This is a genomic window from Candidatus Deferrimicrobiaceae bacterium (assembly GCA_036504035.1).
Taxonomy (GTDB): domain Bacteria; phylum Desulfobacterota; class Deferrimicrobia; order Deferrimicrobiales; family Deferrimicrobiaceae; genus JANXPS01.
Window position 1 is genome coordinate 166416 of sequence record DASXVV010000008.1, and the last position, 26137, is coordinate 192552.

26 protein-coding genes and 1 pseudogene are annotated in these 26137 nt (G+C 53.2%); 9 read left to right on the forward strand and 18 right to left on the reverse strand.

Annotated features, from left to right (window positions below):
* From rfaE2 to rplU, 11 genes are all read right to left on the reverse strand, one after another.
* Entirely contained in the window at positions 1 to 537 is a 537-nt protein-coding gene (gene rfaE2 / locus VGK27_05450) for a D-glycero-beta-D-manno-heptose 1-phosphate adenylyltransferase (GenBank protein ID HEY3489553.1), read from the reverse strand.
* Positions 483 to 1286, reverse strand: a complete 804-nt coding sequence (locus VGK27_05455) for a carbon-nitrogen family hydrolase (GenBank protein HEY3489554.1) — start codon at positions 1284 to 1286, stop codon at positions 483 to 485. The genes rfaE2 and VGK27_05455 overlap by 55 nt, the downstream gene beginning before the upstream one ends.
* On the reverse strand, positions 1283 to 1843 hold the full coding sequence (locus VGK27_05460) for a hypothetical protein (protein HEY3489555.1): 561 nt from the start codon (positions 1841 to 1843) through the stop codon (positions 1283 to 1285). The genes VGK27_05455 and VGK27_05460 overlap by 4 nt, the downstream gene beginning before the upstream one ends.
* A 229-nt stretch (positions 1844 to 2072) precedes the next feature.
* A complete protein-coding gene (locus VGK27_05465) occupies positions 2073 to 3398 on the reverse strand; it encodes a tetratricopeptide repeat protein (protein ID HEY3489556.1) in 1326 nt (441 codons plus the stop codon).
* A gap of 17 nt (positions 3399 to 3415) precedes the next feature.
* On the reverse strand, positions 3416 to 3853 hold the full coding sequence (gene rsfS / locus VGK27_05470) for a ribosome silencing factor (GenBank protein ID HEY3489557.1): 438 nt from the start codon (positions 3851 to 3853) through the stop codon (positions 3416 to 3418).
* On the reverse strand, positions 3784 to 4455 hold the full coding sequence (nadD, locus tag VGK27_05475) for a nicotinate-nucleotide adenylyltransferase (GenBank protein HEY3489558.1): 672 nt from the start codon (positions 4453 to 4455) through the stop codon (positions 3784 to 3786). Before nadD ends, rsfS begins: the two co-directional genes overlap by 70 nt.
* Before the next feature lie 6 nt (positions 4456 to 4461).
* Complete coding sequence (locus VGK27_05480; GenBank protein ID HEY3489559.1) at positions 4462 to 5721, reverse strand: glutamate-5-semialdehyde dehydrogenase; 1260 nt, start codon at positions 5719 to 5721, stop codon at positions 4462 to 4464.
* The gene (gene proB / locus VGK27_05485; protein HEY3489560.1) at positions 5718 to 6923 is read right to left on the reverse strand and encodes a glutamate 5-kinase; all 1206 of its coding nucleotides are present in this window, start codon (positions 6921 to 6923) and stop codon (positions 5718 to 5720) included. The genes VGK27_05480 and proB overlap by 4 nt, the downstream gene beginning before the upstream one ends.
* Complete coding sequence (gene obgE / locus VGK27_05490) at positions 6913 to 7920, reverse strand: GTPase ObgE (GenBank protein ID HEY3489561.1); 1008 nt, start codon at positions 7918 to 7920, stop codon at positions 6913 to 6915. The genes proB and obgE overlap by 11 nt, the downstream gene beginning before the upstream one ends.
* 16 nt (positions 7921 to 7936) lie before the next feature.
* Entirely contained in the window at positions 7937 to 8194 is a 258-nt protein-coding gene (gene rpmA / locus VGK27_05495) for a 50S ribosomal protein L27 (protein ID HEY3489562.1), read from the reverse strand.
* A gap of 24 nt (positions 8195 to 8218) precedes the next feature.
* Complete coding sequence (rplU, locus tag VGK27_05500; GenBank protein HEY3489563.1) at positions 8219 to 8533, reverse strand: 50S ribosomal protein L21; 315 nt, start codon at positions 8531 to 8533, stop codon at positions 8219 to 8221.
* A 105-nt stretch (positions 8534 to 8638) separates the two neighbouring features.
* Here rplU and VGK27_05505 point away from each other — a divergent pair, with 105 nt between their 5' ends.
* On the forward strand, positions 8639 to 9637 hold the full coding sequence (locus VGK27_05505; GenBank protein HEY3489564.1) for an NAD(P)-binding domain-containing protein: 999 nt from the start codon (positions 8639 to 8641) through the stop codon (positions 9635 to 9637).
* On the opposite strand, the gene VGK27_05510 is transcribed toward VGK27_05505, so the two are convergent.
* Complete coding sequence (locus VGK27_05510) at positions 9634 to 9984, reverse strand: hypothetical protein (protein ID HEY3489565.1); 351 nt, start codon at positions 9982 to 9984, stop codon at positions 9634 to 9636. The genes VGK27_05505 and VGK27_05510 overlap by 4 nt on opposite strands.
* 122 nt (positions 9985 to 10106) lie before the next feature.
* On the opposite strand from VGK27_05510, the gene VGK27_05515 reads away from it, so the two are divergent.
* The 7 genes from VGK27_05515 to VGK27_05545 all read left to right on the forward strand — a co-directional run bounded on the left by VGK27_05515 (position 10107) and on the right by VGK27_05545 (position 15865).
* The gene (locus tag VGK27_05515; GenBank protein ID HEY3489566.1) at positions 10107 to 10637 is read left to right on the forward strand and encodes a helix-turn-helix transcriptional regulator; all 531 of its coding nucleotides are present in this window, start codon (positions 10107 to 10109) and stop codon (positions 10635 to 10637) included.
* Positions 10638 to 11189: 552 nt separating this feature from the next.
* A complete protein-coding gene (locus VGK27_05520; GenBank protein HEY3489567.1) occupies positions 11190 to 11522 on the forward strand; it encodes a hypothetical protein in 333 nt (110 codons plus the stop codon).
* Complete coding sequence (locus VGK27_05525) at positions 11491 to 11775, forward strand: helix-turn-helix transcriptional regulator (protein HEY3489568.1); 285 nt, start codon at positions 11491 to 11493, stop codon at positions 11773 to 11775. The genes VGK27_05520 and VGK27_05525 overlap by 32 nt, the downstream gene beginning before the upstream one ends.
* 16 nt (positions 11776 to 11791) lie before the next feature.
* On the forward strand, positions 11792 to 12718 hold the full coding sequence (locus tag VGK27_05530) for a reverse transcriptase family protein (protein HEY3489569.1): 927 nt from the start codon (positions 11792 to 11794) through the stop codon (positions 12716 to 12718).
* 512 nt (positions 12719 to 13230) lie between these two features.
* Positions 13231 to 13761, forward strand: coding sequence for a hypothetical protein (locus VGK27_05535; GenBank protein HEY3489570.1), 531 nt, complete (start codon positions 13231 to 13233; stop codon positions 13759 to 13761).
* Positions 13762 to 13781: 20 nt separating this feature from the next.
* Positions 13782 to 14468, forward strand: a complete 687-nt coding sequence (locus tag VGK27_05540; protein HEY3489571.1) for a hypothetical protein — start codon at positions 13782 to 13784, stop codon at positions 14466 to 14468.
* A gap of 8 nt (positions 14469 to 14476) precedes the next feature.
* On the forward strand, positions 14477 to 15865 hold the full coding sequence (locus VGK27_05545) for an NUDIX domain-containing protein (protein ID HEY3489572.1): 1389 nt from the start codon (positions 14477 to 14479) through the stop codon (positions 15863 to 15865).
* A 399-nt stretch (positions 15866 to 16264) separates the two neighbouring features.
* Here the strand turns inward: VGK27_05545 and VGK27_05550 are convergent.
* From VGK27_05550 to VGK27_05575, 6 genes and pseudogenes are all read right to left on the reverse strand, one after another.
* Positions 16265 to 16473: pseudogene (locus VGK27_05550) on the reverse strand (integrase core domain-containing protein).
* A 407-nt stretch (positions 16474 to 16880) separates the two neighbouring features.
* The gene (locus VGK27_05555) at positions 16881 to 20045 is read right to left on the reverse strand and encodes a metallophosphoesterase (protein HEY3489573.1); all 3165 of its coding nucleotides are present in this window, start codon (positions 20043 to 20045) and stop codon (positions 16881 to 16883) included.
* A gap of 25 nt (positions 20046 to 20070) precedes the next feature.
* Positions 20071 to 22224, reverse strand: a complete 2154-nt coding sequence (locus VGK27_05560) for a type IV secretion system DNA-binding domain-containing protein (protein ID HEY3489574.1) — start codon at positions 22222 to 22224, stop codon at positions 20071 to 20073.
* A 21-nt stretch (positions 22225 to 22245) separates the two neighbouring features.
* Positions 22246 to 22902, reverse strand: a complete 657-nt coding sequence (locus VGK27_05565) for a hypothetical protein (GenBank protein HEY3489575.1) — start codon at positions 22900 to 22902, stop codon at positions 22246 to 22248.
* 115 nt (positions 22903 to 23017) lie between these two features.
* Positions 23018 to 23245: a hypothetical protein gene (locus tag VGK27_05570; protein HEY3489576.1), complete on the reverse strand. Its 228-nt coding sequence runs from the start codon at positions 23243 to 23245 to the stop codon at positions 23018 to 23020.
* 767 nt (positions 23246 to 24012) lie between these two features.
* On the reverse strand, positions 24013 to 24294 hold the full coding sequence (locus VGK27_05575) for a helix-turn-helix transcriptional regulator (GenBank protein ID HEY3489577.1): 282 nt from the start codon (positions 24292 to 24294) through the stop codon (positions 24013 to 24015).
* Between the two features lie 763 nt (positions 24295 to 25057).
* Between VGK27_05575 and VGK27_05580 the strand changes: the two genes are divergently transcribed.
* Positions 25058 to 26122, forward strand: a complete 1065-nt coding sequence (locus VGK27_05580) for a tyrosine-type recombinase/integrase (GenBank protein HEY3489578.1) — start codon at positions 25058 to 25060, stop codon at positions 26120 to 26122.
* The last annotated feature ends 15 nt before the right edge of the window (positions 26123 to 26137 follow it).

A 26137-nucleotide genomic window follows, 5' to 3' on the forward strand; every position in this document is an offset into this window, starting at 1 on the left:
TCAGCCGCAACTCGTTGGGGCGTCGTCCGCCCCCCGGGACTTCGCAATGATCGCGGTGGTGGAGCGGCCGGCCAGGAATCGGATGGTCTTCACCGTGCCGCCATGCGCCCGCACGAACGCTCCGCCGACGATATCCTTGTTCTTCCAGTCGGCCCCCTTGACCAGGACGTGGGGGACGATCGCTTCGATCAGCTTTTCGGGCGTATCCTCGGCAAACCCCACCACGAACGAGACGCAGGCGAGCGAAGCGAGCAGATAGGCGCGGTCGCGCTGTATTTGCACCGGACGCCCCTCCCCCTTGAGCCGCCGGATCGACGCGTCGCTGTTGAGCCCCACCACGAGCACGTCGCCCATCGACGCGGCCTTCCGCAGGTATTGCGCGTGACCGGCGTGCAGGATGTCGAAGCAGCCATTGGTGAAGACGATGCGGAGACCCTCGGCCCGCAGCCGGGAGAAGAGCGCCTTGGTCGCGGTGCGGGAGATTATTTTTTTGGGCGGGTCTTCCGGTAGGCCCGTTCGTTGCGATCTTCGAGGCAAGGGATCCTCCTGCGGAATTTGTCGGCCTCGGCCGGGTCGATCTGCGCGGTCACGACCGCTTCCTCGTTGACGCCCTCGGCGAGCCGCTCGCCCAGCGGGGAGATGATCGCGGAGCCGCCGGGGAAGATGAACTCGCCGGACTGCCCCACGGCGTTGGCTGCCACCACGAACAACTGGTTCTCGATCGCCCTCGCCGCAAGCAGCGCGTCCCAGTGGCTCTTTCGGGCGGTAGGCCACTGCGCCGAGACGCAGAAGATCGTGGCGCCTTCCATGTAATATTTTCGCGAAAGCTCGGGGAAGCGGAGGTCGTAGCAGATGAGCGGCCCGACGACGCCCCGGTCGGTGTGGATGACGCCGGCCGAGGCGCCGGCCCGGAACGCCTTGTGCTCGCCCGACGGGCTGAACAGGTGCGTCTTCCGGTATTGCCCCGTGATGACACCGTTGGCGTTGATCACGATCATCGTGTTGTAGACCGACCGGCCGACCCGCTCTGGAAGCGAGCCGGCGATGACCATGCCGTGCGCCTCGGCCAGCTTGCGCAATTCGAAGACGATGCCGGGAGTGCTGCCGGAAAGCGGGAGAAGCCGGTCGTTCGCGAATCCGGTGCTCCACATCTCGGGGAGCACGCACAGCTTCGCCCCCTTGCGGGCGGCGTCCGCGATCAGGCCGAAGGCCCTGCGGGCGTTCCGGTCGACCTCGCCCAGGTCGACCTGGAACTGCAGGGCGGCGGCGGTAAAAGCGCTTTTCATCGCGACTCCGGGGCGTGCGGGTTTGTTCGGACGGCGCGGGCAATGGTCAATACCACTATAAGTTGCGAACCGGCCCTTTTCAAGGCGTGGGCGCACGCCTCGGCGGTAGCGCCGGTGGTGTAGACGTCGTCGAGCAGCAGGACCGCTTCGGGCGCTTCCCGGACCCGGCGCGCGACCCGGAACGCGCCCACGACATTGGCCTGGCGTCCCGAGACGCGAAGCCCCGCCTGCGGCCGCGTTTCGGAGACGCGTTCGAGCAGCGCCGGCGCGCATTGCCACCCGGCACGCCGGGCGAGCGCGCCGCCGACCAGCGTCGGCAGGTTGAATCCGCGCCGAAGGTACTTGAACGGGCGGATGGGCACGGGCACCACGCAAAAACGGCAACCCTCGGGAAAAAGATCGGCCCATCGTCCCCGGATGCCGTCGGCCAGCAGACGATCGGCGATCGCGGCGGCGGGCGCGGGGGCACCGCCGTACTTGATCGCCCGGATGGCCTCGCCGGCCGCTCCCTCGTAAGGAAAGAGCGAGCGGGCCGCCCGGAAGGGGGGAAGGGACACTACGCAGCGGGGGCAATGGCGCGGGGCGAGCGACGCCCCTTCGTCGGTAAAGGCGCCGCAGACGGGGCATTCCTCGCCTCCCCAGCCGGGCCAGTTTTCGACGGCGGCTGCGGAAAGATCGACAGCGGGTGACGGAAGCAGTGACCGCAGCCCGACGATCTCGGCGAAAAGCGGCGAGAGTCCTGCTCGGCAGGTGGCGGTGGCCGCGCGGCAGGCGGAAAGCAGCGCGTCAGCGAGCGGTGGCCGGGACGGCGTACTCCTTGCGCCCGTGGTCGATGGCGAATGCGCCCCAGCTACCGCAGGCGGGGCAGCGGGGGGACCACTTGATGGTGGCCTTCCCGCAGGAGGAACAGCGGAAGGGGATGAGGAAACGGCGCTTGTAGCCGAAGGCGCGCTGGAAATACTGGCTTGCGGATTCATACCGGCCCCTGCGCCGGTAGGCTTCCGCGAGAAGGATGAGGAGCGACTCGCGTTCCGGCTCGAGAGACTCGGCCTTCAACAACTGTTCCAACCCCTCGTCGTTCATCTCGAGCCGCAGGTAGAACTTTCCCAAAAACAGGTGCAGGTCGGCGTCGTCGGGAAACTGCTGGAGCAGCTCGGTGTAGATGCGTATGACGGGCTGCGGCTGCTCGGACTCGACGCCCAGGTCCTCGATCTTGATGAGCATCACCGGATTTCGCGCCGCCTTGAAGCCCTGCGCCAGCAGCTCCATCGCCTCGGCGGTCTTGCCGCGGTCCTGGAGCAGCCCGGCCAGCGCCACCCAGGCGGGCACGAATTGCGGGTGTTCCTTGACCAGCTCGCGCAGCCGCCGCTCGGCGTCGTCGGTGCGGCCTTCGGCCATGCGGACAGTCGCCTTCTCGTACCGGAGCGCGGTCATGAGCGCCTGATCCGCGGGCCGGGCATCCTTGCCCTGGAAGCGCAGTACCTTCTTGTGCGCCTCGTAGGCCGGCAGCATGTCGCCTTTCTGGATGTAGAGATCGCGGATGGCGATCCACGCGCGCGGGTTCTCGCCCTCGAAGCTTTCGGCCGCCTTGAGCAGGGAGAGCGCCGTGTCGATATCATTCATCGATCGGTAAAGGTCGGCGAGCCGGAACTGGACCGAGAGGTCGGTGGGGTCGTTCTGCCGCAGCCGGGTCAGCGCCTTGGCGGCCTCGAGCGGATTCTTGCGCTCGATCTCGACGGACGCGAGCAGTTCGAGCGCCTCGCGGTCGTCGGCGTTGACGGAGAGGCTGCGGGAAAGCTCCTTGGCCGCCTCGTCGAGCATCCCGCGACGGAAGAGCCCCGAGGCTTTTGCGACGCGCTCCCGCGCCGTCTCCTGCCGCTGCCGCTCACGCCGCTCCTTCCAGCCCCTGGAGGCCTCGGCGACGTCCTTGGCCATGGTCCCGAGCACGACGATCGACGCGCCGAGCGAGAATGCGAGGATGACGAGCTCGCTGACCGTCAGATCGAACTGACGCGTGTTGGAGAGGAAGAAGGAGACGTGCTGGCCGTTGAGGAGCGAGATGTAGCCGAACGCCGCGAGGATCACGGCAAACAGCAGAAAAAGCAACCGCACGGCCAAGGGAAGTCCTCCTACTCGGATTCGGGCAGCGGGATCTCGGGCGCCGCGCTCCAGAGGCGATCGAAGTTGTAGAACTCGCGCACGCTGTCGAGGAAGACGTGGACAACGAAGTCGCCGTAGTCGATCAGCGCCCAGCGGCCGTCGGTGACGCCTTCGGTGCCGACGGGAAAGAGCCCGTCGTGCTTCATGGTTTCGTGGATGGTCTCTGCGATCGCGGTGACCTGCCGGTCGGAGCTTCCGGAGCAGATCAGGAAATAGTCGGTGAAGCCGGCGATTTCGCGGACGTCGATCGCCCGGACCTGGAGGGCTTTCTTGTCGGCCGCAAGGGACGCGCATTTGAGGAGCTGATCACGGGTTTCGATGGCCGTTCTTCCTTCCGTCAGTCGAGATAGAGTCGATGGTCGACGATGTGGCGTTCGACCGTGTATGGGACCAGGCCCCGGATGCAACGTCCGGAGCGAACCTTGTCGCGGACGGCGCTGGAGGCGATGTCGAGCCCCGGAACGGAGGGGCAGTAGGCCCTTTTCCCGCCGGGCAGCCGATAGGATGCTCCCGTCCAACTATAGCAATGCGGCTCTTCGAGTTCAACACGGACGCCGGGCGGGAGAAGCTCGCCCGGGGCGATTCCGGGCCGCGGCAGGACGATGAAGTCGCACGCGGCGAGGAGCGCGTCGCTCCGGTGCCAGCTTCCGATCTCGGCGAACGAATCGGCGCCCAGCACGAACAGGATGTCGGCCCCCGGGTTCGCGTCCCGGAACGCGTGAACCGTGTCGACCGTGTAGGAGGGCCCCTCGCGACGGAGTTCGATGTCGGACACCGCGAAGCCGGGAAGGCCGTCGACCGCCGCCCGCGTCATCGCCAGACGGCTGGCGGCGTCGGACACCGGTCGACCGGGTTTGTGCGGCGGCTTGTGCGCCGGCAGCAGCACGATCTCGGGCAGCCCGAACAGCTCCTTCACCTCGATCGCCATGCGCAGGTGCCCGTTGTGGAACGGGTCGAACGTCCCGCCGAAGAGGGCGATCCGGGGGCGAGCCGTCTCCGGGGCGTTCAAGGCGCCTCAGCTCCGGATCTGGCCGTCGCCGAACGCGATGAACTTGGTTGTCGTCAGCTCGGAGAGGCCCATGGGGCCGAATGCGTGCAGCTTGGTCGTGCTGATCCCGATCTCGGCGCCCAGCCCCAGCTGGTACCCGTCGTTGAAGCGGGTGGAGGCGTTGACCAGCACGAGCGAGGCGTCGACCTCGCGGACGAAGCGCATGGCCCGCGCGTGATTCTGCGTGAGGATCGCTTCGGTGTGGAGCGACCCGTGCCGGCGGATGTGCTCGATGGCGGCGTCCATCGAGGGAACGACCTTGACCGAGAGGATGAGATCGAGGTATTCGGTGTCCCAGTCTTCGGGCGTGGCCAAGGTGGTGCCCGGCACGATCCGGATCGTCTCGGGATCGCCGCGCAGGGCGACGCCCGCCGCCTTCATCGCTTCGGCGACGGCCGGGAGGAAGGCCGGGGCGATCGCCTCGTGGACCAGCAGCGTCTCCATCGCGTTGCAGACGCCCGGCCGCTGTGCCTTTGCATTGACGCAAATGGCGACCGCCTGGTCGATGTTGGCTTCGGCGTCGACGTAGCTGTGGCAGACGCCCTTGTAGTGCTTGATGACCGGGATGCGCGACTTCTCGACCACGCTGCGGATGAGCCCCTCGCCCCCGCGCGGGATGATGAGATCGACGAATTCCTCCTGGACGAGCAGCTCGTCGATCGCGGAGCGGTCGGTGCTTTCGATGACCGACACCACGTCGGGAGGAAGTCCCGCATCGGCCAGCGCCGCGCGAAGCACGTGGGCGATGGCGGTGTTGGAATGGATCGCCTCGGAGCCGCCGCGCAGCACGACGGCGTTGCCCGACTTGACGCAGAGCGCCGCGGCGTCGGCGGTCACATTGGGCCGCGACTCGTAGATGATCCCGATGACGCCGAGCGGGATGCGCATCCGGCCGACCCAGAGGCCGTTCGGGCGGCGCCCCATCTTTTCGACCTCGCCCACGGGGTCGGGCAGCGCGATCACCTCGTCGATGCCCGCCGCCATCTGGCGGATCCGGTCGTCGGTGAGTGCGAGCCGGTCGAGCATGGCGGCCGAGAGTCCCTTGGCGCGGCCAGCGGCCATGTCCTTGGCGTTTTCGTCCTTGAGCCACGCGGCGCGGTCGACGAGGCCGCGGGCCATGGCGGCGAGCGCCTGGTTTTTCTGCGCGGTGCCGGCGCAGGCGAGGATCGCGGAATCTTTCCGGGCTGCCCGGCAGATGTCGGCTACGCTGCGCGTCGATGTCGTCATGAGGGTTTGTCTCCTTTTTTCCGGGCGTCGGCTTGCCGCGCCGCGGGGAGAATCGTCAGGTCGTCCCGGTGGATGACCTCGGGCGGCACGCCGGCGCCGAGCAACTTGCCGATCTCGGCGCTCTTGTACCCCTGCCCCTTGGCGACCTGGGCGCTCGACCAGCCGGCGATGCCGCGGGCGAAGACGACGCCCCGGCGATCGCACACGGATACCGCGTCGCCCTTGCCGAACTCGCCCGACACGGCGATCACGCCGGCCGGAAGCAGGCTCTTGCCGCCGTTCAGGAGCACGGCGCGCGCGCCGTCGTCGACCGTGATGATGCCCGCGACGTGCGGCGCGTTGGCGATCCACATCTTCCGGCTTCGCGCCCGGACCCTGGGCTGCGGCAGTACGAGCGTGCCCGCGTCGAGGCCTTCGATGGCATCGAGCACCGGCCGTTTCGCGAAACCAGAGGTAATGATGACCGGGGTTCCCCATGATGAGACGACGCGTGCGGCGGAAAGTTTCGAGGCCATCCCGCCCGTGCCGATCGACCCGGCGCGCGTGGCGCCCGCCAGCGCCATCATCGCATCGTCGATCCGCTCGACGACGGGAATCCGCCGGGCGTCCGGAAATCGGTTCGGGTCCTTGGTGTAGAGCCCGTCGGCGTCGGTGAGCAGCACCATGAGCCCGGCCCCGACCATCTGGGTGACGAGCGCCGCAAGCGCGTCGTTGTCGCCCATCCGGATTTCTTCTGTGGCGACCGTGTCGTTCTCGTTGATGATGGGGACGATGCCTTGCGACAGGAGCGTCTCGAGCGTGTTGCGCGCGTTCAGGTAGCGCTGCCGGTCCTCGAAGTCCTCGTGCGTGAGCAGGAGCTGTCCCACCCGGCGGCCCCGCTTGTCGAAGGCGCGTTCGTATGCGCGCATCAGGGTGGGTTGCCCGACCGCGGCCGCGGCCTGCTTGAGGGCAACCGTGCGCGGCTTCTCGGCCAGCCCCATCTTTTTGCGTCCCGCGGCGATGGCGCCGGACGTGACGATGACGAACTGGATGCCCGGGTCGTCCCACGCGCGGGAGACCTGATCGGCCAGCCGCCGGATGGTCGTCTCGCGCAAACCCAGCGACGCGTCGGTCAGGATGCCGCTCCCGAGCTTGACGACGACGCGGCGGGTCTTGCGGCCGCGGAAGAAGGCGGCGCGGATCCCGGCATCGTCAGAGGGCATAAGGGGGCCTTTTCCGGAGTGCCGCGAGCCCGTCGAGCAGCGCGGGGATTCCTTCGCCCGTGACCGCCGAGATGTAGAGGACGTCGCGTTCGGGGTAGCCGAGGATATGCTGCGCGGCATCGGCCGCCTCGCGGGCGCCCGTGACGTCGATCTTGTTGAAAACGAGCAGGGTGGGCCGGGCGGCCAACTCGGGGCTGAACTGCTCCATCTCTTCCCGGATCGTGCGGTAGGCCTCGACGATTTCCTCGGGTTCGTGCGCCGAATCGACCACGTGGACAAGCCCCTCGGTGCGCTCGGCGTGCTTCAGGAAACGGATCCCGAGCCCCGCGCCGGAGTGGGCGCCCTCGATCAGCCCCGGCAGGTCGGCCACGACGAATTCCTCGTCGTGATGCGACACGACGCCCAGCACGGGCGAAAGCGTCGTGAAAGGGTAGTCTGCGATTTTCGGCTTGGCTGCCGAGATGCGGGACAGCAGCGTGGACTTGCCGGCGTTGGGAAGGCCGACGAGGCCGATCTGCGCGATCAGCTTGAGCTCGAGCCGCAGCCGTCGCTCGACGCCGGGACGTCCCGGCTTGGCCCAGTCGGGCGCCTGGTTGACCGAGGAGGTGAAGGCGGCGTTCCCGCGCCCCCCGCGTCCGCCTGCGGCCGCCACGAACGTTTGTCCCTGCTTCGTGAGATCGGCCAGGAGGTCGTTGGTCTCGGCATCGCGCACGACGGTTCCGGGCGGAACGGCAATGATCGTGTCGGGGGAGTTGGCGCCGTGCATCTTCTTGCCCTTGCCGTGCGTGCCGCGCTTGGCTTTGAAGATGTTGCGGTACCGGAAGTCGAGCAGGGTGGAGAGGTTTGTGCTGACCTTGAGGACGACGCTTCCGCCGTTGCCCCCGTTGCCCCCGTCGGGGCCGCCCATGGGGACGTATTTCTCGTGACGAAAGCTCACGCATCCCCGTCCGCCGTCTCCAGCGCGGACGGTGATGGTGGCTTCATCTATAAAGTGCATGAAAGGGTGTTACGGTTCAGGAAAGCGCGAGAATAGAAACCTTCTTGCGGTCCTTGCCCATGCGATCGAACTGAACGCGCCCCGGGATGAGGGCGAACAACGTGTGATCGCGGCCGATGCCGACGTTGTCGCCCGGGTGCACCGCGGTGCCCCGCTGGCGGATGATGATCGCCCCGGCGGTGACGAGCTCGCCGCCGAACTTCTTGACGCCCAGCCGCTTGCTCTGGCTGTCGCGTCCGTTGCGTGAACTGCCTACGCCTTTTTTATGCGCCATGAGTCGACTCCTTCCGGCCGGCCTTTAGCCGATCCGGATCTCAGAGATGGTAAGCTGCGTGAACGGCTGCCGATGGCCTGCCTTGCGGGCGTAGCCGGTGCGGCGCTTGTGCTTGTGGACGAGGATCTTTTTGGCCTTCCCGTCGCCCATCGACTTGCAGACGACGGCGGCGTTGGGGACGAAAGGGGTGCCGACGGTGGTGCCCTGCTCGGAGGAGACGAGCAGAACCTCGGTCAGTTCGACGGTGGCGCCGGCCTCGACCGGAAGCAATTCGACGTTGACGACGTCCCCCGGGGCGACGCGGAGCTGTTTCCCGCCTGTACGGACCACGGCATACATGATGTAAATCCTCCATTCGGATCGATAGGAAATAAGTAATATAGGGGACGCCGGCCCACATGTCAACCGGGAAATCCGGGCGGTCGCTTGTGGTAGATTGGATCCGTGCGCAACGACGTCGTCATCATCGGGGGCGGGCCTGCCGGGCTGCTCCTCGCGAACATGCTACAGCAACACGGGATCCGCTACCGCCTCCTCGAGCGGGGAAGGGCGGCCCAGGCGTGGCGGGACATGCGCCGGGGATTGATGCTTCTGTCGCCCGCGGTACCCGGCACCGACTGGACCTCCCTGACGCTGGATCGCCCCATCTGGGCGCTTCCCGGGACGAAACGCCCCTTTCCCTCGCGGGAAGACTTCCTCTGTTACCTGGAATCGTACGTCCGCGAGAGCCGGATCCGGGTCGAGGGCGGCACGTTGGCGACGGGCGCGCGTCGCGTTCCGGGCGGCTTCTCGGTCGACACGACCCGGGGGGAGCTCACCGGGCGGTTCCTGGTGATCGCCACCGGCGGGGCGTCCGAGCCCGTCTATCCCGACATTCCGGGCATTGCGGGCAATCCCGCGGTGATCCATTCGCACGACTTCATCGATTGCATGGCCTATGCGGACCAGCGGATCCTCGTGGTGGGCGGCGGCAACTCGGCGGCCGAGCTGGCCATCGGGCTGGCCGGGACCGCGGCCTCGGTGACGCTTTGCACCCGCAACCCGCTCTCCTATTTCAGCGTGTCGGGACGGCTCGACGATATCCGGGGCTCGTCCGAGAGCCTCCTCAAGGAGCTGATCAAGTTCCGGATCATCAAGGTGCGGGAGGCGGATCCGCCGGCGGCGATCGACGGCGGCACGGTCCGTTTCTCGGGCGGCGATCGGGAGACGTTCGACGACGTGGTGTGTGCGACCGGCTACCGCCCGGGCTGGCTCCCGATCGACGGCGATGGCGTCCGGGCCGATGCGGACGGTTTCCCGGTCATTTCGGCGACCGGGGAGTCGAGCGTCCCGGGCCTCTATTTCGCCGGATCACTCGCCCGCTTCCACCGCCGCTGCTCCTTCATCCACGGCTTCCGCAACTACGTCGAAAAAGTGCTCTGGGACATCGTCGACAAGCGCTAGCTCCCCTCCTCCCCGGAAAATTCCGATAGCCGGTACTGCAGCGCCTCGGCCAGGTGCGGCAGCGCCACGTCCCGGTCGCCGGCCAGGTCGGCGATCGTCCGGGCGACCCGGCACGCCTTCCCCAGCACCCGCCCCGACAGCGCCATCCGGTCGGCCGCACGGGCCAGGAACGTCCTGGCCTCAGGCCGCATCGACGCCGCCATGCCCGCCAGGGAGGGCGGCGCCTGCCCGGCATCCCGCCGGCGCTGGAGCGACCGGCACGACGCGACCCGTGCGCGCACCACCGCCGACGGCTCCCCGCCGGGCGCATCGGCCCAGTCGGCGCCCGGGAGCGGTTGGAGCGCCACCACCAGGTCGATCCGGTCGAGGATGGGCCCCGAAAACTTCCGGGCATAGGCCGCCCGGAGCCCCGGCGGGCAACGGCAGATGCGGCGGGGGTTGCCCGCGTTTCCGCAAGGGCATTCCTGCGTTGCCTTTCTGCCAGTTGACCCTAAAGGGTCGGAAATCCACCTCTCCCGCCTATCCTGCGACTCTGACCACCTGGGGAGACCATCTCCGTAAGAAGCGGCTCGATGCGAAGCTCTATCAGAAGGAGGTTGCGAACAGGCTCGGAGCCGATGAGTCTTCGGTCTTTAATTGGGAGACGAACAACGCTTCCCCGTCTATCATCTTCCTTCCACGCATCATCGAATTTCTGGGCTATATGCCATACGAGCCGGAAAAGAAATCCATCGGAGAAAAAATTCGAATAGCTCGGGAAGCGTTGGGATTGACGCAGGGTCAACTGGCGAAGGCTATTCAGATAGACAAGACGACTTTGTGGGGATGGGAAATCAGCAGACGGCAACCCGCCCAAAAATATTTGGAGCGATTAAGCGATTTTTTCGAAGCAGAGCATATCCCTGAGTTTCCCACCTCAAGAATCGTATCCGTATTGTCGGAAGATTGCGAACCTGCCCAACTTGGAATTCGCTCCGAACCGTCCACGCTATCCCGGTGATGGTCAACGGCTTGGCCATTTCCAAGAAATTACGATTCGCAGAATGTTAATATAAGTTGACATTATGTTCTCGCTTGCATATAATTTTTTTGCCCATGGAGACCCATGGAGAAAATTGAAAGGGGGTAGCAACAGTCTGTTGGCTTGAGACGAAAGACCCTTTCTCCCGCCGTTTTTAGGCGAACTTGATGGGCTTCTGATTTTAGGGGCCGCTTCTCCTAAAGGGGAAGGTGCTTTCAACCGCATCTTGGCGTCCCGATCTTCCCGACTGTCATGGTGGTGTGGCCTTGTACGGTTGCGCCAGAAATTGTCACAGTTGTCGGTGGATGGTTACGTCTCTTGTGTCCACGGGTTTTCGTAGCAGGTGAAGCGGTACCCGTTTCTTCCTGTAGTTTTCAGGGCGCTTGAGTGTGGTTGGAGCACATATGCAAGATATTTCAGGTTGGTCCTTGTTTGTTCTGTCTGAAATATTGATGCATATCAGTTATGTGGAGAGGTTCCTGCAAATAGCAGGAACTCGGACTGAAACAACCGAGAAAGGGGGTGAGGAAAATGAAAAAGCTGAAGTCACGGTCTCAAGCCGGCAGTAGAACGTCTTCCGTCATTAAGGAGATTCAACGGTTAGTCGACGAACTTGAATACATCGACGAATGCCTAAAATCGGAAGGTCGTTCCAGTCCGGTGGATTGCGCACAAGCGCTCGAACGTGCTAAGTGCATCAAGGCGATTGTAGCCGAGAATCAGATGCGCGAACGACAGGATGCCGATGTGTTGAAAATCCTATCGTTCCTCGTGAGGCTGGTGGAGATAATCCATTCTTTACTTAACTGCATTTCATCCCAGAAGGAGCCGTATGAAGACTGGGAAAATTATAAAGCTGCTTAGAAAAACGGAAGACATAACACAACTAGAATTGGCAGATAAAACTGGAGTGTCTCGCGTTTATCTTTCTCAGATCGAAAACTCCAAGAGGGAGCCAAGCTTAACTTTTTTGAAGTCTGTTTCCAAATACTTTAATGTCCCACTGCCGTTACTGCTGATCGGTGAAGGATCAGATGATAGCGATGTTTACGCTGAGTTGCGGAAGCTATTTGTTGATCTTGTAGGGATAAAGTTGAATTTGCTCTATGATAAATAGCAAGGCAGTTGACATAATGAAAAAAGAATTAATAACAATACGGATAAAAAGTATTGAATCGCTGTGTCATCACCTAGGTACCAATCCATTAGAGCTTGAAAAGATATGCAGTTCCATTGATTCCTATTACAAAAGATTTACCAAGATCAAAAATGGCAAGGTGAGGCCTATTGCCGAGCCGATAGGTCGTCTCCGGAGTATACTTGATAGACTACAAGCTCTTCTTCAGCGCATTTCTCTCCCTCAGTATATACACGGTGGCCGAAAAAAGCATTCGAATATTACGAATGCGGAATCCCATGTAAATAAACCCATGGTCTTAAAAATAGACCTGAAGGACTTTTTCCCAAGTATAAAAAGTCATAAGGTGTATGACTTATTTTGTACACGTTTAGAATGCTCTCCTGATGTAGGCAGACTATTGACTAGATTAACAACTTTAGATGGTGCTGTTCCTCAAGGTTCACCGACCAGTACAATCCTTTCTGCTCTAATTATTGAAAAAACAGCGAAAAGAATTAATAGTATGGCTGGTTGTCATGGCGCTAGATATGACCAGTATGTAGACGACTCAACGTTGTCCGGTCCTGTATATATAAAGAAATTCAGCCGGACGATAGACAGGATAGTTCATCAAGCGGGATTTGCAGTCAACCCAAAGAAAACTATAATAATGCCAAGAAGTACTGAGCAGGTTGTAACTGGCGTGCGGGTGAATAGCAAATTGGATGCGCCGAGCGAGATGATAAAAAAAACACGGGCGATCATTGAGCAACTATTAGACAGGCAACGCGAGGGGTTGGGTGTCTCAAAAAAAGAGATAAGATCTGTAAGAGGCAAGATAGCGTATATAACACGCCTAAATAAAGGGGCTGGGAAGTTTCTCTTTAATATGGCAAAGAAATTGAGCGTTCAATCGTCTGGACTCAAAATATTTGGATAGAGTAGCGATTTAATATAATCTGGAGTTCCCCGTTTCTGTAGCCACTTGGCCCAAAGAAGTCAGGCAACCAGCTCAAAATAACTCGGAGCGGATGAACGATATTTTCGAAGGGGCTCGTGTTGTAAATATTATTCCCTCAGAAACCGCACACGAGCAGGTCAAGTCTGGTCAAAATAATTAGCGCCGCCGAAACAGCGATGCCGTAAACCATTCTCGTCTTGGGGGGGGCGCTCAGCGGGTGGATTGGAACTGTTTTTGCCATCACTGGTGGATCTAAAAAAGACGGAATAACGAATGCCTCACTTACCATTCTTGTGCGAAATGGGTATACTGGGACTAGGTTGCGGGTCCCCCGTGCGTACACGCAAAAGGGCAGGTAGGTGAATAAGGGCATGGATAATTCATCACGAATAATGCCATAAATGTTGTTGTTTATCAATATGTTGACCAATATGTAAAGAGTGTCTTTGTTCATTGTGGATGTTTTTAATATATTTTTGGGAGGAAGAAAAATGACAACACAATGTAATATTAATACTGAGCTATCAAATATTATCAATGTATTAGCCAGTATATGGCAGACTCCTGACATGCCTAGAGAATCAATCGTAAATATAGTTGATGAATTTAATTCATACGATTGGCTGTTGTTAGCAAGTATGGACGCGGTTTCTTTGTGGGGGCCAAATAGCGGGAAATTCATATATAAACAGCGAGAAGTTATGATAAATAGTAATGATGGGTACAACAGTAGGGTTGTGGGCTTTTATGGTGATAAAGAGGATCGTTCAGAAAGTGAATTAAGTTATATCGATTTTAATAAGCATTTTTACGTGGATGGTTTAAAAGAGGAGACGAAAGGTATAGCAAGAGACCCTATCGTTCTCTTAGAGTTGCTATCGTATTTAAAGTACCATATTGATAGCATCGCTATGCTGCCAGAAAATCTGAGGCAAAATAGGTTTGATTCTATTGCGACTAGATTTAATCAACCTGTTGGTTATCTGCATAATATGGTTAATTGGCTGTCGGAAATCAAATAATAATTATAAGAGGTTGTCTTGTGATTATAGCTATTGAGGGTATAGATGGGGTTGGCAAAGGAACGCAGAGTAAGATATTGCATGATAATTTGATAAACTTCGGGCTATCGGCATCCCTCGTATCGTTCCCGGTATATGATAGTTTTTTTGGTAAAATGATCGCTGAGTATCTAAATGGCCGCTACGGTTCTCTAAATGATATTCATCCGAAGCTTGTAGCTAATCTATATGCTTTTGACCGGTGGGACTACTTTAACAAGCATAATATAAACGAAAATGAATTTATGGTTATTGACAGATACGTACCATCAAATTTGGCTCACCAAGCATCAAAACTAGCTGATCGCAATCATGTCTATCAAATGTTTGAATGGATAGATGAGCTTGAGCATGATGTTCTTGGGCAGCCGAAACCAAATTTAGTGTTGGTTTTGGATGCGCCCGTGGAACTAGCGTCGATCCAGGTGCTAAAGAAGAAGAGCAGGAGTTACACGGAATTAAATAAGGATTTACATGAAGCAGATGAGCACTATCTAGGTAATGTTCGCAGTGCATATTTGGAATTGTGCAATAACAACGACAGCTATCGGCTTATTAATTGTAATGAATCTAATAATATGAAAAGTATTGAAGGTATATCCAGGGAAATATGGACTATTGTTGTAGAATATTTCTCCCTTAGTTTTAATAAATATCAAGCCGAATAGGAGGACTGGTGAAGGCGGGTGTTAAATTCTATCCAGCTGATAAATATCTGGCAAATTTAGGCGTTTTTAAGGGGTTGCCTGTTGAAATAGTGGTTTCGGCATATCTTGTTAAAGATGACAAAGTCTGCCTTATCAATCATAAGGATTTAAAGCACTGGTTGCCTCCAGGTGGGCATGTCAAAACTAAAACTAAATCTAAATCGGAATTGTGCAAACCCATAGAAGGGATTAACGATTTAGTATTTGAAGAATTGTTGCATGAAGCAGTGCTCCGAGAGGTAAGAGAAGAAACCGGATGGAACGCGGAAATCATTGCCTCTGGGGAATTATACGGTGAGGATGAGACGGTTTGTCAGGTCCCGAGTCCCAGATTTGTTCAATATGAACAAATTAAGGAAGTTGGTCGTCCCAGGCATGTCCATATAAACATGGTCTATTTTTGCAAACCACTTGATTACGCAGTAGCCCCATCGGGCGAAGAAGGGCCTATCGAATGGTTTGGTTTGCATGACTTAGATAACAAAAAGAGATTATTCCCTCATACTAGAATGAATGCGATTGCGGCTATCCTTCAACTTGGATCGATCATTCCAGAATGTTTAAAGGTTGAGGAGGGACGGGTATTAGTTCCAATTGGGGGTAGGTGCGCATATAGGTGCAGATATTGTTACACAAAACGGCATGATGTGTATTTTGGTGAACCAGATCCAAAACGCACTGCGGGATTAGTAGCGGAGGTATGCAAACAAAATCCAGGAATAACAATTACAGCACAATTGGGATACGATAATGATCCTTTTCTAAACCCGGAACTTGGTTTAGGAATAATAACAAATTTGATATGGTTGCCTGTGCATATTGGTTTTTCTACCAAAGCTCATATATCAAAAGAAACAGCAAAGGCTCTTTCAATATTAAGGAAAGTTAAAATTGAAAACAAATATAACTTGAGTGGGTTGGTTACAATTACATCTTTGGAAAGTGCTTCAAAATTAGAACCATATGCTCCGACACCAGATAAACGCTTTGAGTCTGTAAAAAATCTTTCAGATGCGGGAATCCCAATACTCATTAATTTAAGACCTCTGCTGCCAGATGATGTTCCTTTAGATGAAATAAAACGAATAGTATACTTAGCAAAAGAGGCCGGTGCTATTGGGATTGTTATTGGTGCATTCTGGGCTGACCCTGAGGGAATTGTGGCAAGAGGATTAAATCCCCAAACATCAAAGACGGAACGGAAAAAGGCACTGTGGTCACCACACGGGCTGAAATGGGATCGCTATATCGAAGATCCAGAAATGGTGAATGTGATAAAATCTACATGCAAGGAAGTCGGGCTTAAAGTGTTTGATTCAACCTCTACAGCTGTTCTTTATCTAAATAATTTGATTTAGCGCACTGGGAATGTCCCGTGTTTATTCGCAAAGACAACAAAAACTTTGCATCCCATTTGCTTTTGGAGTTACCCCTTATTTCCCGGACACTGCCACGCTGCCGGTTAACGACTGAGTCTGACGGTATTCTCTCTGGGCGTTAGCATCTTGGCTCTTCCGGGTTTGTAGTGGGTAAGGAGTGATGTGGTCGGTTCGCGGTCGGATCGGGAACCGTCAGGGGCAAAGCGGTGGTTTAGGGAGGTGGCGGTGGGCCAGGCGAGTTGTGACATCGTAACCTCCCGATTCTGCACACCTTCTATTAAACACCGCTTTTCACCAATGCTTCACTTTTTGTCCAAAACCCTTACATGCGACGCCCAGCTTTCCGAGAGTCGCCGCCCAGGGGCGGGCGGTTACCCACTAAATACCCAGAAGAGCCAGCATCTTGAGCCCGCTGTGCGGGCGGATCTCGTTGTAGTCGTCGAACCACAGGGGAAGCTCGCCATGATTGATGCCGCATCATCGAGGCGGTTTTGATGCACGTAGTCCCGCTTGAACGTCCGCACTAACGATTCGGCCATCCCGTTGCTCTCCGGACTGCGAACCGGCGTCGTGCAGGGCAACAACCCCCGAAGTTTGACACCACGCACCCCATAAAACAACCATAACAAACCGGAATCGGGAATACTTCCGGTCTGTTAGGTCGAAATTAGAGGGTTGGGGTGTCAAACTTCGGGTCCCCTACGAGGCAAAGCGCTACACCATCGGCGAGAAAATCCGGATCAGCCGGGAAGCCCTCGGATTGACGCTCAGGGAATTGGCAAAAGGTATTCGAGTCGATCCAACGACACTGTGGAAATGGGAGATCGAGCGGGCGCGAGCCCGCGAAAAAATATCTTGCGCGTTTGGACCTTTTTTTTCGAAGGCCATCCTTTCCCTCCAAAAAACCTTCCGCCCCGCGTTAACTATTGTTGATATCATGCCCTTTCACCCACTCCAAACCCGGAAGAGCCCTATACACATCACTATTCACAACTTAGAATTCCAACTTTATTTGTTCTTCTTTTGACTTCTTTTTTAAATTCTTGTAACGCGTAATGATTTTCCCCTTTTCATTCATTGGTTTTCCTTTTGTTCTTACGATAAGCTCAGAAATCATATTTAGGTATTTAGGGTCAGAAGCTTTACCTGACCGGAGGAAGTAATAGGATGTAAGCTTGACCAAGCTCATGTCTGCGATATAAGGCTTCCTGATAGATCCGATATATGATTTAATATAATTTTCATAATCCTTCCCACGTATGTCGGCATACATGAATATTGATATATATCTTTCAAACTCGGATATATCAGTTCTGGCTTGGTCTTTAGTTATTTTATCTCTAATAACCATGTTTAACTTTTGCGTCCCCATAAACATGTGCAGTAATATTTGATGAATCAATGGGATGAAATTCCTTGCAAGCTTCATTTGATTGTAAAGCGGGTGTTTCTCGGCCAGCTCCTTATTCTTTAAGTATTCGTCGATAGAATATTTAAATAAATTAGCAAAGGCCATTGAGCACAGAAGAATGTCGTTATATGCCTCATCCTTTAGATTTACCTCCTCGGTTTCTTCGGTATTTTTCAATAATTTGGCGGCTAAAATCCATAACTCGCCCAATCGATCAAAAGTAGAAAGAGATTCTTCTTTTTTCTCAATTCCTCTTTCAGGCTTTATGGAGTCCAGCATATTATCATTAATATGCTCTAAATCTTTTTCTGTCGGCTTCCTACTTTTTAACATTTTAACAAAACCATTTTCGTCTAAGGTTTTAGTGACACTAGTGGAAGAATCAAATCTATCGTCAAAAGTGTTGTCTAGGCTTAAAATGAACTCCATCAAGCCTTTATATTCGGTTTTCATTCGATCTAATATGAGTCTCAGGATATCCGCCTGATCTCGCTTGAGGCCAGTGAAATAATCTATTTCATTTACAAAACCAAGATACTTGCTTTCAGACAGCACGTATTCCTTGAATTTTGGGTCGAAATCCATCTTTTTCATGAGAAAATAATGGAAGAAACACGCGAATCTAAAACGAATATAAACCTCGCCATTATCTCTTTCTTTTACAAGAACGCCACGTTCCAAAAAGTGCGCTAATTCTTTCTCCGCCTCAAATTCGAACTTCTTGGCGAGGAAGTAATCATGCATAAAGGAAATAATGTCAACACTTGGAATTCTATAATTCTCTCGTCCCTTCTGGTACATATGGTGAGCAATATCAGCGAGCAGCCTCTGCTTATTCCAATAATCAAAACCACCAGACAAAACCTTCTTTACAGAGTGTTTTTTGAATAATCGCTCAATGAAATTTTCCAACATGGCGGAATTGTTTACTGGCTTGTAATTCTCCTGATGTTCAATAATCCACAAGAACATCGAAATAGAAAGAGGTGTGGATGGGATGTTTAAACTTCGCAATACAGTAGACACCTTATGTAATTTATCTGGCTTATTCATATCCTCATTATCAACAAACCATTTTTCAATTAACAATTTTATTTCTTTAGTTTTATAGTTTCTGATGGTTAAGTATGACGTGGCTATATTTTTAGCATATTCTAGAATATCAATTAATACGCTTCCCTCAATAAGGTGGTTGCAGGTCCCAATTATCTGGATATTGTTTTTATCTTTGAATGCTTCTAGGTGCTTCAGTGTCTCCCTGCATCCTTCATTGAAGCTAAAGTTGTCAACGAGTAATGCGATTTTATGGCCTTCTAAATATTCTTTAACCTCTTTCGGACCAATCCCCAAAAAGCGTCCAACAATGGTTTCTATTCTCCTGTTACCGATATCGATAAAATCAACGAATACAGGTGTTTTGTGATAAGTCTTAATATTCTCGGCAAGTTCAAATAGTATCCGATATAGCAAGACGGTTTTCCCTGACTCTTTGGAACCAAACAACACAATGTTGTCATTTGACTTGCAAATATCTTCTAGGCTATAACAAATCTCTTCTTTTTCCTTTTCCGAATCAAATTCTATATTGTTGACAACTCTCGGCATCACAAATATTGATTTAATGTCCTTCGGAGCTTTAGTGTCAGTATTAAAACTCAATAAATGTTCATTGGCTTCGTCTCGATAAAGACCATCTATATTTTCGGCAAATTTTAGCTCCTTATGAAGTGGCGCCGCCTCTTCAAAGCAGAGCAACTGATACTTCTTAACCCCATTCACAATTCCTAGGTCTGTGTTGCAATCATAAATTCCTTTGGTGTGGCAATATCTCCTGTTGATGGTTTCAACTACTCGCGTATCCTTATCGAATTCAATAATTGTATAACCGTTGGAATGGACAAGGTCATTGCTTCTGATGTTGTACGCCCAGTTTGCCGGTGCTTCGGACATATAATAACTACCAAAAATAGTTTCTTCTTTCCTCGACCTGCCTTCATGCGCATGCCCGCACAGGATCAAATCGTATGTTTTTTCAATGAAAGGAGATACCGATTTTCTGTCAAAGTCTATGAGCCAATCCAACGGATGGTGCATCAGTGCTATTTTAATATCACATCCATTCACTATATTTTCAGCATGTGTCGCTTGTCTTTCCCCAATAATCATTCGACCCTTATCATCCTTCCCTGGGTAACATCGCCATGCTGTATTAAATCCGGCTACTCCAACTTTTATCCCTCGAACATCCAACTCATAAGCGGAATTGAAATTTGATATCTCATGTTTCCCTTTGAAAGACGCATGAAATCCTCGCTCAAAATTTTTAAACGGCAACATCCTGGAAATCCCGCTTGTGGATTTACCATTGCCTTCATCTATAAACTCATTTACTTTATCGACGGTGACCAATTTAGTCCCGAGTCCATCATCAACAAAGTCTGCGTCGGCAGAAAAATCTAAATCATGATTCCCGGGGATAATAAATATTTGGTCCTTGCTTAAACTCAGCTTATTTAATAAAAGGCTTAACACGTTCTCGTCAAAACTAAGTAATGCTAATTCTGTGTCGCCGTCAAAACTTTTACCCCCCTTGTCGATTAGGTCGCCAGTAAACACTAGTATGTCAATCGGTTGAGATTTTGAATGAGCAATTAAATCGTTCAGAAGTGGGCCAATGATAAATTTGCTTATATCAGGCTGGCTTTCTTTCGAATAATGGAGGTCTGAAATGTGGGCGATTCTTATCATTTACTACTCCTTCTGCATGTTCTTCCTAGTTGCCCCTCATCCTTTTCATCGCCTGCGCGATTACTTTCCCCACAGCCTCCCGCTTGGCCGTCTTGTGCGCTTCCTCAACGGCTTGGTACTCCACCTTAACCTTGTATCCCTTTACCATACCCTCGGTCGCAAGGCTCTTGGCCGCTTCCTTTTCTAGCAGAATGAGGACTTCCTCGGGCTGAAGGAAGAGCACTTTTGCCTGGGCTGCATCATCCAGCTTTTCTAAAGCCAGCTTTCGGACCTTCTCCAGCGCCCTCTTCTCCGCCGAACAGAGGATCACCGTCCCATAGCCCGTCGCCAGGCATTTCTCGATGTTCCCCAATTCATGCTCGCCGCTGGTGGTCATCGAGATTTCGCAAGCGATGCGTCCTCCGTCCCGGCTCAACCCCACATCAACGCTTCCCGATCCATCAGGGATTTGCTCTTCGATGATAGCCCGAAATCCTTTTTCCTCCGCCATCCGCTTGATGAGGGACTGAAGATATTTGTGTTGCTGGCCTCCCTTGCCTTCGGTTGCCGGTTGTCGATCTGCCTTGACCCTTTTCCTCGTAGCAGGCGCTGGCATCTGAATGATTGGGGTGGGAGGCGGAATCGTTTCGATGGTCTCCGCGAGCGGAAGGACGGCTATCGGGATTACTTTGGCTGGTCCTGCCTGCCGAATTTCCCGGCGCTCCTGGGCGACTTCCTTTCTCCGGTAGGTTTCCGCCTTCAGCGTTTCGCGCGGCACCAGATATTTCATCCCGAAGGGCAGCTTTTTCATGAAGTCCAAATATTCTGATTCGCTCTTGTCCAATGTTCCCCAGGCCGGTTCGATATCGGCAGTCTGGATCGGAATGATCCCGCCTTCGATCTTGTGCTTGGCGAAACAGCAGCGAGGTGACAAGGTTTGCAGCTCCTTGATCCGCTGTTCCCACTCCTCCCGGTAGCTCCAATAATTTGGCCGGGAACCGGTGTGGGACTTGACCTCGAATCCGGAATACTCGAATGCTTCTTTGGACAGGTGTTCCGCGTCCTGGCGATTGATCCGGAAGAAGACTTGCATTCCGGTGTTACCCAGAATGAGGCTTCGAAGTTCGGTCGAAATCTGAGCTAGCGTCTGGTGCGCCATGATAAGGGATAGCCCGTATTTCCGGGCTTCCGACAGAACGACGGAAAACGACTCGCTGGCGAAATTTTGAAACTCGTCGATGTAGAGATAGAAGGGGGTGCGCCTACTCTGCGGAATGTCCGCTCGCGAAAAAGCGGCCATCTGAATTTTCGCCATCAGGAGCGAACCCAATAAATCCGACGAACCCTTAAGCTTTCCCTTGTCCAGCTTGATGAGCAGGATTTTCTGCTGGTCCATGATTTCCCGGAAGTTGAAGGAATTCTTGGACGAAGAAAACATTGCCCGGATGCGCTCGTCGGAGAGGAAGGCGTTGATCTTGTTCATCACCGGTTCGATCCAGGTGAGCTGGCTGCGGTCGGTCATCTGGTCGAATCGTTGAAAATATTCCTGCGCGATGGGATGACTGACTTTCGTGAGAACATCTTTCCGGAAATCTCGATCAGTCAGGAAGTGCGGTAAGTCCGCCAGGCTAAAACTGGCCTCCCCTAGGGCAATCATGGAACTGCGCATCAGGTCTTCCATTCGGACGCCCCAGGAATCGGACCAGATTTTCCGGAAGGCACTGACCAGTTCGTTGACCTGTTCCGGCACGGAAACGTTGGGAAGCCGCTCCAGCGGATTGAAAGTGACGGTCAAAGTGGGATGGGTCGGGTCAACCAGTATGATGCGCTCGGATAGTTCTCGCTCGGTATATGTGCAAGCCAAGAAGCCTTTGATGTCCTCGATCAAATCACCATGCGGATCGATGACCGCAAAGCCGTTTCGCTGTTCGATATCTTGATGGATGAGATATTCGAGGAATTTGGTTTTGCCGGAGCCGGTAGCGCCGATGACATAGAAATGGGTAGCCCGGTCTTTCTGGGATATTTTCGCCAGCTGGAATTCGTTTTTGTCCGAACTCAAATACCAACCGAGGTTGAGAGAGTCGGAAATGTTTTTGTCGACGATTTTGGGGTAGGGGTCGTCTGCGACCAGCTCCGGAATAACTACCGGCGCGGGACTGGATTCGGTGTTCCCAAACAGATAATTCAAAAAGCTCATCCGGTGCTGCTCCAAAGCTAATCAGGAAATTCCCAAGAAGCCTTTCGATTTGCGATTAATCTTGGAGGTATCCTGTCCAAGACCTTGTGCGGTTTTTTCCACGGCTTTGAAGACGCAGTTATCGATGTTGGTCAGGTAGGAGCGAAGATCACTTTCATCGAAAAGATCGAGGTCCGCGAGCGTGGCGGGAATGACATTGACATACGGCAGCAGGAGCAGCAGGGATTGCAGGAGAGTCGGTTTGTAGAGCAGGTGCCAGGAAACCACTAGATTTTCTCCGTAGTCGCGGGCGTTGACATAGATTTGATAGGGTTGGAGGCGGTAGTTGCCATGGTCGCGAATGGTAAGGAAGTCACGGGATTTCCCAATGAGTCCCGTGACAATCCCCGGAGTCATGGATTTACGTGCCATTGAAAGGTTGGGGACCTTAGAGTCGTTGATGAAAAACTCGGAATCATTAAAAACGTCTTCGGCCTTGCCATGGGCTTTTTCGATCATGGTTCCCCATGTCTCTTTCACTTGGCCTTTTTTGAGAATTCCATCCGGACCGAAGCCGAAATACAGGCCGGCGACAATCAGGACGAGGCCTATGAAACCAAATACATGAGAGAAGATGGGAGCTAGGATGAGACAGATGAGGCCAGCTACGACCAGAGCGACGATGGTTCCTTTTGACATCTCGGCCCTCCGCATGGTTAGGTAACGGCCCGACTTTAAAAGGCACATTTCATTAGTCTACGCAACTATCATGCATTAAATTGTTCGCAAGTCAACGGTATTCTGGTTAAGATTGTTATCGGCCATCTCTTTGGGCATAGCCCAAAGCCGCCAATCCCACCGCTTCAAACATCCGCGTATAGTAGCGGTTTTTGTGACTGCCTTCTTTTTCCAGTTCATTGAAAAGAATTGGATATTGGGCGGCGATAGCTTGTGAGAGACTTTGCTTGTTTTGGATGGAGTCTTCGCAGTAGGAGGAAAAGAAAGCTTTCAGCTCTGATATCGAGTATTGGGAAACGTTCAATCCGCCTCCTTCCGAGTCGCGCCGGAGACAGGCGGCGAGGTCGTTCAAATGGCGCGAACTTCGGGAAGGATGCAGTTTCTTGATGGCTATATTAGTTACTTGATAGCGAGTTATTATATCATAAACTACCTTCTGGATTTTCCGTCGTTTGGTTTTCGACCATTTCCCAGAAAAACTCTTGACTCCCCACTCGCGTAAATCAGTCTCGTGAAAAATTGCGTAGCCAAGATACTTGGTGCCTGGATTAATGCCGAGGGTAACAATTGGTTTTTGCATCAGATTAGATTGAATATATATTTTGAGCTATCCACAGCTTGCTCGCAAAATATTTCGTTTTGTTATTTAATTCTTGTTAGTTATATCTTGTTAGTGCCCTCCGGTGATGCCTATTAAGCATCCCTAGAGGGCATATAGGGTATCAAAATGCTACACATCAGTTTTGAGCAGAAAATATCGATGGTTCTTTTTGCCTCTGGCGACAAATATTAATTTACGCGCTTCCAACTCCCACAGGGCGCGTTGGACACTGCTCCGAGCTAAATTCAAGAAGTCAGCTAGATATTCTTGGCTCGGATATGATTTTTGCTGCCGGTCGGCAAAGTATGCCAGCGCGTTGTAGACCAGCATAGTCGAGAATCGCATGTCTTTAGCATGTTTAGACAGAATCTCCTTGTGAATCCAATACCACGGGCCATCTTGCATGTTTCTTAAGGGCCTTGGAAGAGCGTTGGCGCATAACAGGAGTTGGTTCATTAAATTGAAATATATTATTTAAGCTTGTTTGTTTTTATGCTTTCTTCCTTCTTCATGATTTCCTCTCGTAGTTGTCGGACGGTATCCAGATACAAGGCCTCGGTGATGGTGCGATAGACAATCGCTAATTGAAAAAGTTTGATCGGACGTGGAAACCGTTCGCCATTTTCCCAGCGGGATATGAGGCTGGTGTTTTTGATCCCCAATAATCGGGCGACCTCTTTTTGTTTTAATCCTCTGGCTTTGCGATGTTTGCGCAGAAGATTGTTTTCTAGGGTGAGATAATATTTTCTCATCTTTTTTTGTTTTACGAATTACTCTTTCAGAATACCCCCGAGCGAAATGAAAGGAATAGGGAAGAATTTGCCGGAAGCGGCAAATATGCTGGTATGCACAGTAAAGGAGAGAGTATTTGATGGAAGAGGCGGTTATTACTGGCTTACAGATAAAAAGTGTTGGAATACAATATGTGTATGAAGATACCAAAAGAAACTATCCAAAACATCAAAGACATCTATTTCGAGGACTTCGGGGAGCGGATTACGAATGCTGAGGCCCAGGAATTGGCCGAAAGGTTGATCTATTTCTATATGGTCATCTATCCGTCCAAATCAAATTCGGATCAGGAAGAGATTATCGACCTCGATCTTCTTTAGTTGCCAGCATTTGTCTAAACAATCTAATCCATGCTATATATGGCAATACAGCCCAACAACAAACAAATTGTTGACCTGTATTGCTCATTAACAATTAAATGAATACCGACGACAATACAATCAAGCTATACACTATCGACCAGGTAGCTGCGATTATGAGCGTTTCAAAAATCACGGTCTATCGGTTGATCGAGTCCAGAAAAATTCCCTACTACAGGATCAAGGGTTGTATTCGATTTGCGGAAGCGGATGTCTGGGAATATCTGAGAAGCAATCGTATTGGGCCGGAAGACAGATAATATATATGAGCGTAAGAAAAATTAGGAATTCATGGTGGGTTGATTTTCGTTTCAATGGTCAGAGATACCGGAAAAGAAGCCCTGTGAATTTCAAGGAAGGAGCCTTGGACTACGAATCACTTATCAGGCAAAAATTGGCTCGGGGTGAATCACTTGAGGACGAAAAGAAGAAGCCGGATGATGACTTCAAGACGTTCGCTTGGGAGTGGTTCGAGATATATGCCAAGAACAACAACAAACATTCTGAAATATTGAGCAAAGAGACTACGCTAAGGGTTCATCTCGTTCCTTTCTTCGGAAAAATAAAAATTGGTAAAATTGATAGTCTTAAGGTCGAAGAATACAAGCGCCTCAAGGCAAAGTCAAATTTGTGCAACAAAACCATTAATAACCATTTGGCGATTTTGCGAAAATCTTTGAGCACTGCCGAGGAATGGGAACTCTTGGATCGTATTCCGAAAGTCAGACTCTTAAAGGTCCAGCCGCAAAAATATGACTTCCTGTCGGAGATAGACTGCAAAACATTGCTTGGCAGTCCAAACGGTATAATCGGAGATATGATTCTTATAGCTCTAAGGACAGGACTTCGCTTCGGTGAGATTATTGCCCTAGAGTGGCAGGATATTGATTTAGACAGACGGATGCTTTCCGTCAACAAATCCATTGCTCAGGGAGTCTTAGGGAGCCCCAAGAGCAACCGAGCACGCCATATCCCCCTATCATCTGATGTCTTTGAAATGCTCGGAGGTAGATATCAAAAAATCGGTTTCGTATTCGCAGGCGGAGATGGGAAACCATTGCGACAGTCATTTTGCGGTACAGTCCTTCATCGTATTTGCCGAGAAGCCGGATTACGGAAAATCGGTTGGCACACCTTGCGACATACCTTTGCCTCGACCTTGGTCAAGAAAGGAATATCCCTAAAAGCTGTCCAGGAACTCTTGGGGCATTCCGATATCAGAATGACGATGCGTTATGCCCATTTGAGTCAATCCGAATTGCGGTCAGCCATTGATGTCCTAGATCCGCAAAATGATTTTGGGCAACAGATGGGCAACACTCGACAATTCCGAGTCGCGGTCACCAATCAATCGGAAATGGACAAAGTCGATTATCTGGCTCTACAAAAGCAAAAAGTCGATACCGAAGTACCGACTTTCTGCGATTAAATTTGTACCGCGTAT